This window comes from Pseudomonas sp. SWRI51 (assembly GCF_014268825.1).
In the GTDB taxonomy this organism is placed as follows: domain Bacteria; phylum Pseudomonadota; class Gammaproteobacteria; order Pseudomonadales; family Pseudomonadaceae; genus Aquipseudomonas; species Aquipseudomonas farsensis.
Map to the genome: position 1 here is coordinate 1 of NZ_JABWRG010000122.1, position 13,660 is coordinate 13,660.

The following is a 13,660-nucleotide window of genomic DNA, read 5'->3' on the forward strand; positions in this document are numbered from 1 at the left end:
CAGCGATTCTGGTGGTTGCTCAGATCCTGGGGCTGCTTCGCAGCCCTTTCGCGACACAAGGCCGCTCCTACACTGACTGCGTAGACGGCATCGATAGGGTGATGGGCGAGCTCTGGGGGAGCTGGCGCTAGCCTGCGATTAGGCCAGTATGGGCTTGTGCAGCACCCTGGAATCTCTCACAGAGTGAATGGCTCGTGGCAGCGGGCCATACCTGCCAAGCGGGTCTGCCGCCATGATCCAGACTCGGTTATACTCGCGGGCTTTTCACCGAATTCGCAAGAGAGCTGCCCGCCCATGGAAATCCAACCGATTCTGAACACCATCAAGGACCTTACCGAGCGTTCCCAGTCCATTCGGGGGTATCTTTGACTACGATCACAAACATGATCGTCTAGTCGAAGTAAACCGCGAGCTGGAAGACCCGGCCGTCTGGAACAAGCCCGAATACGCCCAGGCCCTGGGCCGTGAGCGGGCCATGCTGGCGCAGGTGGTCGAGACCCTCGACAAGCTGTCCGGCGGCCTTGCCGACTGCAAGGACCTGCTCGACATGGCTGTCGAGGAAGGCGATGAAAGCGCTGCCAGCGATGTCGTGACCGAGCTGCAAGGGCTCGAGGAATCCCTCGCCCTGCTTGAGTTCCGTCGCATGTTCAGCGGCGAGATGGACCCGAACAACGCCTACCTGGACATCCAGGCCGGCTCCGGTGGCACCGAGGCCCAGGACTGGGCCAACATCCTGCTGCGCATGTACCTGCGCTGGGCCGACAAGCGCGGCTTCGACGCCACCATTATCGAGCTGTCCGAAGGCGAAGTGGCTGGCATCAAGGGCGCCACCGTGCACATCAAGGGCGAATACGCCTTTGGCTGGCTGCGTACCGAAATCGGCGTGCACCGCCTGGTGCGCAAGAGCCCGTTCGACTCCGGCGCCCGCCGCCACACCTCGTTCTCGGCGGTGTTCGTCTCGCCCGAGATCGACGACAAGGTCGAAATCGAGATCAACCCGTCGGACCTGCGCATCGACACCTACCGCTCCTCCGGCGCCGGTGGTCAGCACGTCAACACCACCGACTCGGCGGTACGTATCACCCACGTCCCGACCAACACCGTGGTTGCCTGCCAGAACGAACGTTCCCAGCATGCCAACAAAGACACCGCCATGAAAATGCTGCGGGCCAAGTTGTACGAGCTGGAAATGCAGAAGCGCAACGCCGCCTCGCAAGCCCTCGAAGACAGCAAGTCGGACATCGGCTGGGGCCACCAGATCCGCTCCTATGTGCTGGATGACTCGCGCATCAAGGACTTGCGGACCGGTGTCGAGCGCAGCGACTGCACCAAGGTCCTCGACGGCGACATCGACCAGTACCTCGAAGCGAGCCTCAAGCAGGGGCTGTAAGCATCTACGCCGTGGCAGGCCCGTGGGAGCGGGCTTGCCCCGCGATCCCTCACCTGTGAGGGCAACGAATACCTGATGGAAACAATGACGACATGAGCGACCTCAAGACCGAAGCGCAAGACCTGCAACAGGAAGAAAACGCCCTGATCGCCCTGCGCAAGGAAAAACTTGCTGCCGAGCGCGCCAAGGGCAATGCCTTCCCCAATGACTTCCGTCGCGACAGCTACTGCAACGACCTGCAGAAGCAATACGCGGACAAGACCAAGGAAGAACTGGAAGCTGCAGCGATCCCGGTCAAGGTGGCTGGCCGCATCATGCTCAACCGTGGCTCGTTCATGGTCATCCAGGACATGACTGGGCGCATCCAGGTCTACGTCAACCGCAAGACCCTGCCCGAAGAAACCCTGGCCGCGGTCAAAACCTGGGACCTGGGCGACATCATCAGCGCCGAAGGCACCCTGGCCCGTTCCGGCAAGGGCGACCTGTACGTCGAAATGACCCAGGTACGCTTGCTGACCAAATCGCTGCGTCCGCTGCCGGACAAGCACCACGGCCTGACCGACACCGAGCAGCGCTACCGCCAGCGCTACGTCGACCTGATGGTCAACGAAGACACCCGCCACACCTTCCGTGTGCGTTCGCAGGTGATCTCGCACATTCGCAAGTTCCTCATCGAGCGCGACTTCCTCGAAGTCGAAACGCCGATGCTGCAGACCATCCCGGGCGGCGCTGCGGCCAAGCCGTTCGAAACCCACCACAACGCCCTGGACATGGCCATGTTCCTGCGCATCGCGCCGGAGCTGTACCTCAAGCGCCTGGTGGTCGGTGGTTTCGAGAAGGTCTTCGAGATCAACCGCAACTTCCGTAACGAAGGCGTCTCGACCCGGCACAACCCCGAGTTCACCATGCTCGAGTTCTACCAGGCCTACGCCGACTACAACGACAACATGGACCTCACCGAAGAGCTGTTCCGCGAGCTCGCACAACTGGTGCTGGGCAGCACCGACGTGCCGTACGGCGACAAGGTGTTCCACTTCGGCGAGCCGTTCGTGCGCCTGTCGGTGTTCGACTCGATCCTCAAGTACAACCCTGAGCTGACCGCCGCCGACCTGCAGGACGTCGACAAGGCCCGCGCCATCGCCAAGAAGGCCGGCGCCAAGGTGCTTGGCCACGAAGGCCTGGGCAAGCTGCAGGTGATGATTTTCGAAGAACTGGTCGAGCACAAGCTGGAGCAGCCGCACTTCATCACCGAGTACCCGTTCGAAGTCTCGCCGCTGGCCCGTCGCAACGACCAGAACCCTGCTGTGACCGACCGCTTCGAGCTGTTCATCGGTGGCCGCGAAATCGCCAACGCCTACTCCGAGCTCAACGATGCCGAGGACCAGGCCGAGCGTTTCCTGGCCCAGGTGGCCGAGAAGGACGCCGGTGACGACGAAGCCATGCATTACGACGCAGACTTCGTGCGTGCCCTGGAATACGGCATGCCGCCGACTGCCGGTGAAGGCATCGGCATCGACCGCCTGGTGATGCTGCTGACCAACTCGCCGTCGATTCGCGATGTGATCCTGTTCCCGCATATGCGTCCACAGGCTTGATTGAGCTGAACGAGCCGCCTTTCGAGGCGGCTTTTTCTTGCCTGCCATCGCGGGGCAAGCCCGCTCCCACACAGAGGGCTGCCCCTAAGAAGTTGGACACCAATCCGATTCCTTGTGGGCAGTCCACAGCGTGGGAGCGGGCTTGCCCCGCGATGAGGCTCGCGCTGCCAGCATCTGACTAGAATTCATGAGGTGACTTCACCGTGAATCCCGCTATACCTCACCAGGGCGCTGCCGGCATCGCCAGCGCCGTTGCCGAAAGCGTGCAGTACCAGGGCCGCAAGACCGCCCGCCAGGGCAGCGAGCAGCGCCGCCAGCAAATCCTCGACGCGGCCATGCGCATTGTCGTGCGTGATGGCGTGCGCGGCGTGCGCCATCGTGCGGTGGCCGCCGAAGCCGGTGTGCCGCTTTCGGCCACCACCTACTATTTCAAGGACATCCAGGACTTGCTGGCCGATACCTTCGCCCAGTACGTCGCCCGCAGCGCCGACTACATGTCCAAGCTGTGGGCCAATACCGAGGTGCTGTTGCGCCAGTTGCTGGCCCAAGGTGACGGCACGCCACAAGCGCGTGCCCGGCTGGTGGATGATGTGGCGCGCATGACCGCCGACTACGTGATCCGCCAGTTGCACAACCGCCGCGACTTCCTCATGGCCGAGCAGGGCTTTCGCCAAGAGGCGCTGTTGTGCCCGCGCCTGGCTGAACTGGTGTGTGCCCATGAACAGATCCTGCTGCATGGCGCCCGGCAGATGCTGCAGGTGGTGGGCTCGCGCCAGCCCGAGCAGGACGCGCAGATGTTGACGGCGATAATCGAGCAGATGGAATATCAGGGGCTGCTCAAGGGCGCTGATGCGCAGGCCGATGAGCAGATGCTCGCTATTCTTGTCCGATACCTGCAGATGGTGCTGGCTTCGGCCTGAGGCGACCGAATTCTCAAGGAGAACCTGATGAAAGCCTGGCGTGTGATGCTGTTGAGCGTGTCCTTTCTCTTGCTGGGCGGCTGTCTGGTGACCTTTCACGAGCCGCTGCCGGCCAACCAGGCCGCGCCCAAGGGGCTGCTCGGCAAATGGAGCAGCAAGGACGCCTGGGGCGAGCCGCTCAAGCTTGTGATCAGCCGCAGCGGCGCCGATTCCTACAAGGCCGTGGCCACCGCCAAGGGCAAGGCGCCTGAGGAATACGTGTTCACTGTGTCGCGCCACGGCAACCGCTGGTACTTGTCTGCCGGGGTGCCCAAGCGCCTGGGCGGCAACTTCCTGATTGGCGGTTTCGATATCGTCGAAGGCAAGGAACTGGTGGTCTACAACCTTGACGTCGAGCAGGTGCAGCAGGCGCTTGCGCAAAAAGAGCTGAGCGGGCGCAGCATCGAGGTGCCGGAAGACAACGGTGACGGCGTACTGATCGACAGCCCCGCCCAACGTGTGCTGGCCTACCTCGACGACCCGGCCAACTCCGACCTGTTCGTCGAAGTGGCGCGCTTCCAGCGGTCCGGTAAATAGCCCTGATCCAGTGGGTATGGACTGCACCCAGGAAATTGGACACGCATCCAATGCCTTTGGGGCAGCCCCGTACGTGGGAGCGGGCTTGCCCCGCGATGAGGCACCAACAAGGAGTTCCCGGTGGACGATTACCAACAAACCATCCGCACCCTCTCTGACCGCATCGTCGCCGCGCAGACGCCGATCCGCGTACTCGACGCGGTGAAATGGGACGACGGCATCCGTCAGGGCTTTCTCAAGGGCAAGGGCAAGGAGCCGCCAGCGGTCGACCGCGCCTACTACCAGAGCCGCCCGCTGGGTTTCGACTCCAGCGCCGTAAAAGCCGAATTCCAGAGCATCGAGCGCGATATCACCCGGCAACTGGGGCAGTTCAACCCAGTCGGGCAAATCATGAAACGCATGTGCAAGGAGTACCGCATGGTGGTGCGCATGCTCGAAGCGCGCGGCACCGAGGACTTCGGGCTGATCTCGCAGGAACTCTACGGCGCCGCCTCCGATGCATTCCATGCCGGCGACCCGACCTTGGCCGACCTGGGCCTGATGCTGTCCAACTACCTGGACAACATCGACGGCCGTGGTGACCTCAAGGACGAGCCGAAAAACCTCACGGCCAAGGAAGCGGTGGATATCCTCCAGCGCCGCCTGAACAAGGTGTTCGGCGAGGCCGAAGGCACCATCCGCGTGTTCGAGTCCGACGGCATCGTTGCCGACGCCGCTGCCGGTGCCGACTACATCAAGGTGCGCGCCGATGCCATGTTCAACAGCCGCGACGTACGCGCCCTTGAAGTGCATGAAGGGCTGGTCCACGTGGGCACCACGCTCAATGGCCTGAACCAGCCAATCTGCACCTTTTTGGCCAAGGGCCCGCCGTCCTCGACGGTGACCCAGGAAGGCCTGGCGATTCTGATGGAGGTCATTGCATTTGCCTCCTACCCAAGCCGCCTGCGCAAGTTGGCCAACCGCACCCGGGCGATCCACATGGTCGAGGAGGGGGCTGATTTTCTGCAGGTGTTCGAGTTCTTCCGCGAGCAGGGTTTCGAGCTGTCGCAGAGCTACAGCAACGCCAGCCGCGTGTTCCGGGGTTCGGTGCCAAATGGCCTGCCATTTACCAAGGACTTGTCCTACCTCAAGGGCTTCATCATGGTTTACAACTACATTCAGTTGGCCGTGAAGAAGGGCAAGCTTGAGCAGATCCCGCTGCTGTTCTGTGGCAAGACCACCCTTGAAGACATGCGCACGCTGCGCCAACTGGTCGAAGAAGGCCTGGTGGAGCCGCCCAAGTACCTGCCCGAGCAGTTCCGCGACCTTAATGCGCTGTCGGCGTGGATGTGTTTCTCCAACTTCCTCAACCACCTGAGCCTTGACCGCATTGAAGCCGACTATGCGAACATTCTTTGAATGCTTGCGCTGCCTGGCCCTTGGCATGTTGCTGCTGGGGCTCAGCGGTTGCAGCAGCCTGCTGTTCTTCCCCGAACGCGGCCAGCCGTTCACCCCTGAACGGGCCAAGCTCGAGTACCGCGACGTCACCCTGACCACCGCCGATGGCGTACGCCTGCACGGCTGGTGGCTGCCGGCCAAGGCCGGTGTCGCGGTCAAGGGCACGGTGCTGCACCTGCATGGCAACGGTGGCAACCTGGCCGGCCATCTGGGCGGCAGCTACTGGCTGCCGGAGCAGGGCTATCAGGTGCTGATGATCGACTACCGCGGCTACGGCCTGTCGCAAGGCGCGCCGAGCCTGCCTGCGGTGTATCAGGATATCGCCGCTGCCATGGCCTGGCTGCAAGCCGCCCCCGAGGTGCAAGGCAAGCCGCTGGTGCTGCTGGGCCAGAGCCTGGGCGGGGCAATGGCCATCCATTACCTGGCAGAACACCCCGAACAGCGCCAGCGCTTCAGCGCACTGGTGTTCGACGGCGTGCCAGCCAGCTACCGCGATGTCGGCCGCTTTGCCTTGAGCACCTCGTGGCTGACCTGGCCATTGCAAGTGCCGCTGTCATGGCTGGTGCCCGACGGTGACAGCGCGATCCGCTCGATCGAACAACTGCAAAGCCCGCCGAAACTGTTCTTCCAGAGCATCGATGACCAACTGGTACCCATGGCCAACGGTATAAGGCTGTATCAGCACGCCCCGGTGCCCAGGGTGCTGCAGCTGACCCGTGGCGGCCATGTGCAGACCTTCGCCGACCCAACCTGGCGTGAGGTGATGCTGCGTTTTCTGGATGACCCGACCCACTTCAACGGCCTGCGTCGCCTGGCCGAAGTGCCCAACTACCCTGACGAGAACACCAAGCAATGAGTGAAGAACGCAACGCCATCCCGCTGATCCTGACCGGTTTCGGTAGCATCATCGTGACGGTGGGGGCCCTCTGGTATTACGGCTACCTGCATTTCGCCAAGCCTGAAGATGCTCTGTTGTTGCAGGATTTCACCATGCTCAAGACCATCCCTGGCGAGGACTACAAAGTCTCGCTGACGCCTGCGGCGCAGGTGGCGCAGTGTATTGATGGGGTTCTGGTGCTGTTCGATACCGAGCAGAAGGGGTTGAGCGGGGTGCTGGTGGATGACCGCAAGCGCGCTGTGCGGTGTGTGGGGCAGGAGACGCCCCAGCAGGTGCAGTAACAGCTGGGGCCGCGTTGCGCCCCATCGCTGCACAAGGCCGCTCCTACAGGGGTTTGAAACGCCTCTGCAGGAGCGGCCTTGCGCCGCGAAAGGGCTGCAAAGCAGCCCCCATTGACCCGTCTTACTGCGCCTGGCTCATCGAACGTGGCGCAACTGGCTGGTTGTCGTTGGAAATGGTCACTTCCACACGGCGGTTTTGCGCACGGCCCGAGTTGCTGGTGTTGTCGGCAACCGGGTATTCCTTGCCGTAGCCCTGGGCGACGATGCGCGCTGGGTCTACACCTGCGCGAACCAGTGCCATGCGCACGGCACCGGCGCGGCGCTCGGACAGCGACTGGTTGTAGCTGGCAGAACCGACGCTGTCGGTGTAGCCCTCGACGATCACCTTGCGCTCAGGGTTTTCCTGGAGGAACTGAGCCAGCTTGGTGACGTTCGGCAAGGCGCTGCTCTTGAGCTCGGCCTTGTTGAAGTCGAACAGCACATCGCCGAAGGTCACCAGCGTACCGCGGTCGGTCTGCTTGGCGTTCAGGCTGTCCTGCAGCTTCTTGATCTGGGCGTCACGGGCATCGAGCTTGGCCTGGGCGCGCTGTGCGGCGGAGTTTTTAAGCTCGGCTTCTGCGGTGCGCAGGGCGATGGTCTGCTTGGCCACTTCGACACGCTGGTTGGTCAGGTAGGCCAGTTGGTCGACCTTCTTCTCGTCCTCACGGTCCATGTAGGCTTTGTCAGCCTTGTTCAGCCAGTCTTGGGCGTCCTTGGTTTCCAGCGCCGCCACCTGGGTGGACTGCGGGTCGCTTTGCAGCGCCGAGAAGTTGGTACGGGCCGACTCCAGGTTGGCGTTCGGGTCGTGGGAGCAAGCAGCCAGGCCAACGCTCAGGGCCAGCAGGGCGGGAATCATGACGTAATTGCGCATAGTGTTCATCCTTTGATCTTTAACGAAAGCTCACGTGGCGAGGCAGGCTTATTCAGCGCTGCGCAGGCCTTCCTCACGCACGTCCTGAACACCCTGGCGGGCGTCCTGCACGGCTTTCTGGGCCTTGGCCGCCTGCGCTTTGCGCTCGGCTACACGGGCGTCCCATTCAGCCTGTTCGGCCAGTTTCTTGGCCTCATCGTACTTCTTGTCGTGCATGGCGATTTCGGCTTGCTTGAACTTGTCCTGGGCCGCTTTCATTTCCACAGCCGCGAACTCGGTGCCGCCCGCGCTGACTGCCGAATTGACCGCCGACTGGGTGACGGCGTATTGCTCGGTAGGCGGCTTGCCAGCACAACCGGCCAGAACCAGGCTGCTGCCCAGGGCCAGTGCGGCCAGCTTGAGCCCGCGCAGAGGGGTGGAGGAGGGGTTTACGATGCGGGTCTTCATGGTGGTCAACTCCATTGGGTCACTCCTGTTAACGACGATGGCCACAAAGGGTTCATCGCTGTTTCCCTGTATCTGGGCGAGGGCTGCAACGCCCGTGTTTGCAGGGTTTGGCCGTGATGGCTATTGGCTGTGACCGAAGCGGTTTTGCGATAGTTCAGAAAAAACTGCGCGCTAAATACTTTTTTTTCTGACTGATTGGTCAGCGCGGAAAAGGTGGAACTTTGCGCGCCGAAGGCGGTATCGCGGGCCATTTTTTTCTGGCCCGCGATCAGCGTGAAGGGCTAGTTTTGCTCGTCGTCATGGGCGCTGCCAAGGGCGTGCAAGTGCCTGCGCGAGAGCGCCAGAAAGCGCGGCGTGGCGCCGACGTCTTCATACAGCGGGTCGCCTTCCTCGTCGGTTGAAATCACCTGCTGGCCCTTGACGTAGGGGAAGCTGGCCTCCAGTTCTTCAAGCGCAGCGCCGACCAGTTCGCCCAGCAGTTCTTCAGCGGTGCGCTTGGGGTACATGTCGATCAGCGCAGCCAGGCGCGCTTCCGATTCGATGTCCAGGTGCAAGGTGTGACCAGTGGGGCTTAGGCGTCCTGCGGCGTTCTGTTCCCAGTGCTGGGCGAGTTCGCGGATTTTCATGATGACCTCTGTCAAAGCCTTTGAAGGGGCATAACTTCGGATTGGCTGTACCCACTTTAGTTGCTTTGGCCGTTCCCGGCTTGCCAGGCGCAGGCGCCAGTGGGCACTCTTGGGGGCATGCTGTTTCCTGGAGTGGAGAAGGCCGATGAGCGATATTGATCAGCGCTTGCGTGAGGATGTGCATCTGTTGGGTGAACTGCTGGGCGAAACCATTCGCCAGCAGCATGGCGAGGCGTTTCTGGACAAGATCGAGGCCATCCGCCACAGCGCCAAGGCCGACCGCCTGGAGGAGGGCGAGCAACTGAGCTCGACCCTGGACGACCTGCCCGAACAAGACTTGCTGCCGGTGGCGCGGGCCTTCAATCAGTTTCTCAACCTGGCCAACATCGCCGAGCAGTACCAGCTGATCCGCCGCCGCGATGCCCACCAGCAGGAACCGTTCGAGGCGCGCGTGCTGCCCGAGTTGCTGGCCCGGTTGCAGGCTGAGGGGCACGGCAATGACGCCCTGGCCCGGCAACTGGCGCGGCTGGACATCGAGCTGGTGCTGACGGCGCACCCCACGGAAGTTGCGCGGCGTACGCTGATCCAGAAGTACGACGCCATCGCCGCGCAACTGGCCGCCCAGGACCATCGCGACCTGTTGCCCGCCGAGCGCCAGCAGGTGCGCGAGCGCCTGCGTCGGCTGATTGCCGAAGCTTGGCACACCGAAGAAATCCGCCGCACCCGGCCCACCCCGGTGGATGAAGCCAAGTGGGGCTTTGCGGTAATCGAGCATTCGCTGTGGCAGGCGATTCCAAGCCATCTGCGCAAGGTCGATGCCGCGCTGCACCATGCAACCGGCCTGCGTCTACCGCTGGAAGCCGCCCCGGTGCGCTTTGCCTCATGGATGGGCGGCGACCGCGACGGCAACCCCAATGTCACCGCAGCCGTCACCCGTGAAGTGCTGTTGCTGGCGCGCTGGATGGCCGCTGACCTGTTCCTGCGCGACATCGACAACCTGGCTGCCGAGCTTTCGATGCAGGCGGCCAGTGCTGCGCTGCGCGAGCAGGTGGGTGACAGCGCCGAGCCGTACAGGGCCTTGCTCAAGCAACTGCGCGACCGCCTGCGCGCCACCCGCGCCTGGGCCCACGCCTCACTGAGCGCGGCCCAGCCTGCCAGCGCCGCGGTGCTGGTGGACAACCACGACCTGATCGCCCCGTTGCAACTGTGCTACCAGTCGCTGCATGAGTGCGGCATGGGTGTGATCGCCGATGGTGCACTGCTTGATTGCCTGCGTCGGGCGGTGACCTTTGGCCTGTTCCTGGTGCGCCTGGACGTGCGCCAGGACTCGGCACGCCATCGCGATGCGCTGTCTGAAATCACCGATTACCTGGGCCTTGGCCGCTACGCCGACTGGGACGAGGAGCGGCGCATTGCGTTCTTGCAGGCCGAGCTGAAAAACCGCCGGCCGCTGCTACCGGCGCATTTCCAGCCCCAGGCCGATACTGCCGAAGTGCTCGCCACCTGCCGTGAGGTCGCCGCAGCGCCCGCCGCCTCGTTGGGCTCGTACGTCATCTCGATGGCGGGCGCTGCCTCTGACGTGCTGGCGGTGCAACTGCTGCTCAAGGAAGCTGGCCTGACCCGGCCGATGCGCGTGGTACCGCTGTTCGAAACCCTTGCCGACCTGGACAACGCAGGCCCTGTGATGCAGCGCCTGCTCGGCCTGCCGGGCTATCGCGCAGGGCTGCACGGCCCGCAGGAAGTGATGATCGGCTATTCCGATTCGGCCAAGGACGCCGGCACCACGGCCGCGGCCTGGGCGCAGTACCGCGCGCAGGAGAACCTGGTGCGCATCTGCCGTGAGCACCAGGTTGAACTGCTGTTGTTCCATGGCCGGGGTGGCACGGTGGGGCGCGGTGGTGGCCCGGCCCATGCGGCGATTCTGTCGCAGCCGCCAGGTTCGGTGGCGGGGCGGTTCCGCACCACCGAACAAGGCGAGATGATCCGCTTCAAGTTCGGCCTGCCGGGGATCGCCGAACAAAACCTCAACCTCTACCTGGCGGCGGTGCTGGAGGCGACCCTGCTGCCGCCACCGCCGCCGCAACCGGCCTGGCGCGAGCTGATGGACCAGTTGGCCGCCGACGGGGTCAAGGCCTACCGCCAGGTGGTGCGCGAGAACCCGGACTTCGTCGAGTACTTCCGCCAGTCCACCCCGGAGCAGGAGCTTGGCCGCCTGCCGCTGGGCAGCCGCCCGGCCAAGCGCCGTGCCGGTGGCATCGAGAGCCTACGGGCTATCCCGTGGATCTTCGGCTGGACCCAGACCCGCTTGATGCTGCCGGCCTGGCTGGGTTGGGAAACCGCGCTGAACAACGCGCTGGCCCGTGGCCAGGGCGAAATGCTGGCGCAGATGCGCGAGCAGTGGCCGTTTTTCCGCACCCGCATCGACATGCTGGAAATGGTGCTGGCCAAGGCCGATGCACAAATTGCCGAGGCGTACGACCAACGTCTAGTGCAACCGGAACTGCTTCCTTTAGGTGCACAACTGCGCGACCTATTGTCGCAGTCATGCCAGGTCGTGCTCGGCCTGACTGGGCAGCCGGTGCTACTGGCGCATAGCCCCGAAACGCTGGAATTCATCCGCCTGCGCAACACCTATCTGGACCCACTGCACCGCCTTCAGGCCGAGCTGCTGGCCCGCTCGCGCAGCCGCGAAGCCGCTCTGGACAGCCCGTTGGAGCAGGCCTTGCTGGTGACGGTGGCCGGCATCGCAGCGGGCCTGCGCAACACTGGCTGAATAGCAGGCGGGTGCTTGCCGCCGGTTGCGCCCAGGTGCGCCGGGCGGCAACTGCGCGTTCGGTTGCGCCAGGCGCAACCGCCACCTGTGCAGGCTGCGCCGCAGCCTTTGTTGCCACTTTGGGACGCTTGTCGGGGGGGCGGGTGCTGTGTATCTTGAGCAGCCTTCTGACCGAATTTGCGGTCTCGTCCGATTTTCCCGGAGTTGGCCTTGTGCGCCGAATCCGTTGATTTGCATAAAAAAATATGAGGAGCACAAGATGCGCGTAATTCTGCTGGGAGCTCCCGGGGCCGGTAAAGGTACTCAGGCAAAGTTCATCACCGAAAAGTTCGGTATCCCCCAGATCTCCACCGGTGACATGCTGCGTGCTGCCGTCAAGGCCGGCACCCCGCTGGGTCTGGAGCTGAAAAAAGTCATGGACGCCGGCCAACTGGTCTCCGATGAGCTGATCATCAACCTGGTCAAGGAGCGCATCGCCCAGCCAGATTGCGCCAATGGCTGCCTGTTCGACGGCTTCCCACGCACCATCCCGCAAGCAGAAGCCATGGTCGCTGCCGGTGTCGACATCGACGCCGTGGTTGAAATTGCCGTGGACGACGAAGAAATCGTCGGCCGCATGGCTGGCCGCCGCGTGCACCTGGCCTCGGGCCGCACCTACCACATCCAGTACAACCCGCCGAAAGTGGAAGGCAAGGACGACGTCACTGGCGAAGACCTGATCCAGCGCGACGATGACAAGGAAGAGACCGTGCGTCATCGCCTGTCGGTCTACCACACCCAGACCAAGCCGCTGGTGGACTTCTACCAGAAGCTGTCCGCTGCCAATAACGGCAAACCGAAGTACAGCCACATCGAAGGTGTCGGCTCGGTGGATGCGATCACTGCCAAGGTGCTGGCAGCCCTGAGCTGATCCACCACCACGCGTCACCACGGCCCGCTTGCGGGCCGTTGTCGTTTATACTGCCGCCCTTTCCCTCTTGATGCCTGGATACCCCGTTCGATGACCACCTTGCTGGCCCTGGATACCGCCACCGAAGCCTGTTCCGTTGCCCTGTTGCATGACGGCAAGGTGACCAGCCATTACGAGGTGATCCCGCGCATGCATGCGCAAAAGCTGCTGCCGATGATCAAGCAGTTGCTGGCCGATTCCGGGGTTGCGCTGGGCGCGCTGGACGCGATTGCCTTTGGCCGTGGGCCGGGTGCGTTCACCGGTGTGCGCATTGCCATCGGTGTGGTCCAGGGGCTGGCCTTTGCCCTCGACCGCCCGGTGCTGCCTACCTCCAACCTTGCTGCCCTGGCGCAGGGCGCGTTGCGCCGGCATGGCGTGCAGCAGGTGGCGGCCGCTATCGATGCGCGCATGGATGAAGTGTATTGGGGTTGCTATGCGGCAGAGCAGGGCGAGATGCGCCTGCTCGGCCAGGAGCAGGTGATTGCACCCGAGCGGGTAGCGCTGCCGCCGGCCGTTTCTGGCGATTGGTACGGTGCTGGCACCGGCTGGGGCCTGGCGGATCGCCTGGCCGTGCAGTTGGCCGCCAGCGACGCAGGTGCGCTGCCCGATGCCCAGGACATCCTCAGCCTGGCGCGCTTTGCTTGGGCGCGCGGTGAGGCGGTGGCGGCTGACCAGGCGCAGCCGGTGTACCTGCGCGATAACGTGGCCACGCCCAAGGCGCGCTGATGGCTTGCTCGTGAGGCAGCACGCTTGCTGTTTTGTGCAAGCATGTACTGGCCTCATCGCAGGCTGTCGCCAGCTCCCACAGAGCTCGCCCATCCCCATATCGATGCCGTCTACGCGGTCAGTGTAGGAGCG

The 13,660-nt window shown here is 63.5% G+C and carries 14 protein-coding genes; 10 read left to right on the forward strand and 4 right to left on the reverse strand.

The window, feature by feature from the left end:
* Positions 1-294: 294 nt before the first annotated feature.
* From prfB to HU720_RS22230, 7 genes are all read left to right on the forward strand, one after another.
* Positions 295-1,390, forward strand: a protein-coding gene (gene prfB, locus HU720_RS22200) for a peptide chain release factor 2 (RefSeq protein ID WP_186522957.1) whose coding sequence is annotated in 2 segments (ribosomal slippage) — positions 295-366 and positions 368-1,390 — 1,095 coding nt in all. Because the reading frame shifts where the segments join, the coding sequence is not laid out codon by codon here.
* A 92-nt stretch (positions 1,391-1,482) separates the two neighbouring features.
* On the forward strand, positions 1,483-2,985 hold the full coding sequence (lysS, locus tag HU720_RS22205; protein ID WP_186522959.1) for a lysine--tRNA ligase: 1,503 nt from the start codon (positions 1,483-1,485) through the stop codon (positions 2,983-2,985).
* Between the two features lie 215 nt (positions 2,986-3,200).
* A complete protein-coding gene (locus HU720_RS22210; protein WP_186522984.1) occupies positions 3,201-3,905 on the forward strand; it encodes a TetR family transcriptional regulator in 705 nt (234 codons plus the stop codon).
* A 27-nt stretch (positions 3,906-3,932) separates the two neighbouring features.
* On the forward strand, positions 3,933-4,481 hold the full coding sequence (locus HU720_RS22215) for a hypothetical protein (RefSeq protein ID WP_186522960.1): 549 nt from the start codon (positions 3,933-3,935) through the stop codon (positions 4,479-4,481).
* 120 nt (positions 4,482-4,601) lie between these two features.
* The gene (locus HU720_RS22220) at positions 4,602-5,879 is read left to right on the forward strand and encodes a flavohemoglobin expression-modulating QEGLA motif protein (protein ID WP_186522964.1); all 1,278 of its coding nucleotides are present in this window, start codon (positions 4,602-4,604) and stop codon (positions 5,877-5,879) included.
* Positions 5,851-6,774, forward strand: a complete 924-nt coding sequence (locus HU720_RS22225) for an alpha/beta hydrolase (RefSeq protein ID WP_186522966.1) — start codon at positions 5,851-5,853, stop codon at positions 6,772-6,774. Before HU720_RS22220 ends, HU720_RS22225 begins: the two co-directional genes overlap by 29 nt.
* Positions 6,771-7,097 (forward strand): hypothetical protein, encoded by a 327-nt coding sequence (locus HU720_RS22230; RefSeq protein ID WP_186522968.1) that lies wholly within the window; start codon positions 6,771-6,773, stop codon positions 7,095-7,097. The genes HU720_RS22225 and HU720_RS22230 overlap by 4 nt, the downstream gene beginning before the upstream one ends.
* A 121-nt stretch (positions 7,098-7,218) precedes the next feature.
* Here the strand turns inward: HU720_RS22230 and HU720_RS22235 are convergent, their stop codons facing one another.
* The 4 genes from HU720_RS22235 to HU720_RS22250 are packed head-to-tail and all read right to left on the reverse strand — an operon-like array spanning position 7,219 to position 9,080.
* Complete coding sequence (locus tag HU720_RS22235; RefSeq protein WP_186522970.1) at positions 7,219-8,007, reverse strand: OmpA family protein; 789 nt, start codon at positions 8,005-8,007, stop codon at positions 7,219-7,221.
* Positions 8,008-8,055: 48 nt separating this feature from the next.
* On the reverse strand, positions 8,056-8,469 hold the full coding sequence (locus HU720_RS22240; RefSeq protein WP_186522973.1) for a DUF4398 domain-containing protein: 414 nt from the start codon (positions 8,467-8,469) through the stop codon (positions 8,056-8,058).
* A complete protein-coding gene (locus HU720_RS22245; protein ID WP_186522975.1) occupies positions 8,460-8,705 on the reverse strand; it encodes a hypothetical protein in 246 nt (81 codons plus the stop codon). Before HU720_RS22245 ends, HU720_RS22240 begins: the two co-directional genes overlap by 10 nt.
* A gap of 30 nt (positions 8,706-8,735) precedes the next feature.
* A complete protein-coding gene (locus tag HU720_RS22250; protein ID WP_186522977.1) occupies positions 8,736-9,080 on the reverse strand; it encodes a pilin assembly protein in 345 nt (114 codons plus the stop codon).
* 145 nt (positions 9,081-9,225) lie between these two features.
* On the opposite strand from HU720_RS22250, the gene ppc reads away from it, so the two are divergent.
* The 3 genes from ppc to tsaB all read left to right on the forward strand — a co-directional run bounded on the left by ppc (position 9,226) and on the right by tsaB (position 13,528).
* Positions 9,226-11,853 carry a phosphoenolpyruvate carboxylase gene (gene ppc, locus HU720_RS22255; RefSeq protein WP_186522979.1) on the forward strand — a complete coding sequence of 876 codons (2,628 nt, stop codon included), beginning with the start codon at positions 9,226-9,228 and terminating at the stop codon, positions 11,851-11,853.
* A gap of 259 nt (positions 11,854-12,112) precedes the next feature.
* Positions 12,113-12,763, forward strand: a complete 651-nt coding sequence (gene adk, locus HU720_RS22260; protein ID WP_186522981.1) for an adenylate kinase — start codon at positions 12,113-12,115, stop codon at positions 12,761-12,763.
* A gap of 90 nt (positions 12,764-12,853) precedes the next feature.
* Positions 12,854-13,528, forward strand: coding sequence for a tRNA (adenosine(37)-N6)-threonylcarbamoyltransferase complex dimerization subunit type 1 TsaB (tsaB, locus tag HU720_RS22265; RefSeq protein ID WP_186522982.1), 675 nt, complete (start codon positions 12,854-12,856; stop codon positions 13,526-13,528).
* The last annotated feature ends 132 nt before the right edge of the window (positions 13,529-13,660 follow it).

Excerpts from the sequence above, each read along its gene's own strand:
- HU720_RS22240 (WP_186522973.1), bottom strand. The coding sequence starts at position 8,469 with ATGGAGTTGACCACCATGAAGACCCGCATCGTAAACCCCTCCTCCACC.
- HU720_RS22235 (WP_186522970.1), bottom strand. The coding sequence starts at position 8,007 with ATGCGCAATTACGTCATGATTCCCGCCCTGCTGGCCCTGAGCGTTGGC.
- HU720_RS22250 (WP_186522977.1), bottom strand. The coding sequence starts at position 9,080 with ATGAAAATCCGCGAACTCGCCCAGCACTGGGAACAGAACGCCGCAGGA.
- adk (WP_186522981.1), top strand. The coding sequence starts at position 12,113 with ATGCGCGTAATTCTGCTGGGAGCTCCCGGGGCCGGTAAAGGTACTCAG.
- HU720_RS22245 (WP_186522975.1), bottom strand. The coding sequence starts at position 8,705 with ATGGCCCGCGATACCGCCTTCGGCGCGCAAAGTTCCACCTTTTCCGCG.
- ppc (WP_186522979.1), top strand. The coding sequence starts at position 9,226 with ATGAGCGATATTGATCAGCGCTTGCGTGAGGATGTGCATCTGTTGGGT.
- tsaB (WP_186522982.1), top strand. The coding sequence starts at position 12,854 with ATGACCACCTTGCTGGCCCTGGATACCGCCACCGAAGCCTGTTCCGTT.
- HU720_RS22230 (WP_186522968.1), top strand. The coding sequence starts at position 6,771 with ATGAGTGAAGAACGCAACGCCATCCCGCTGATCCTGACCGGTTTCGGT.
- HU720_RS22215 (WP_186522960.1), top strand. The coding sequence starts at position 3,933 with ATGAAAGCCTGGCGTGTGATGCTGTTGAGCGTGTCCTTTCTCTTGCTG.
- lysS (WP_186522959.1), top strand. The coding sequence starts at position 1,483 with ATGAGCGACCTCAAGACCGAAGCGCAAGACCTGCAACAGGAAGAAAAC.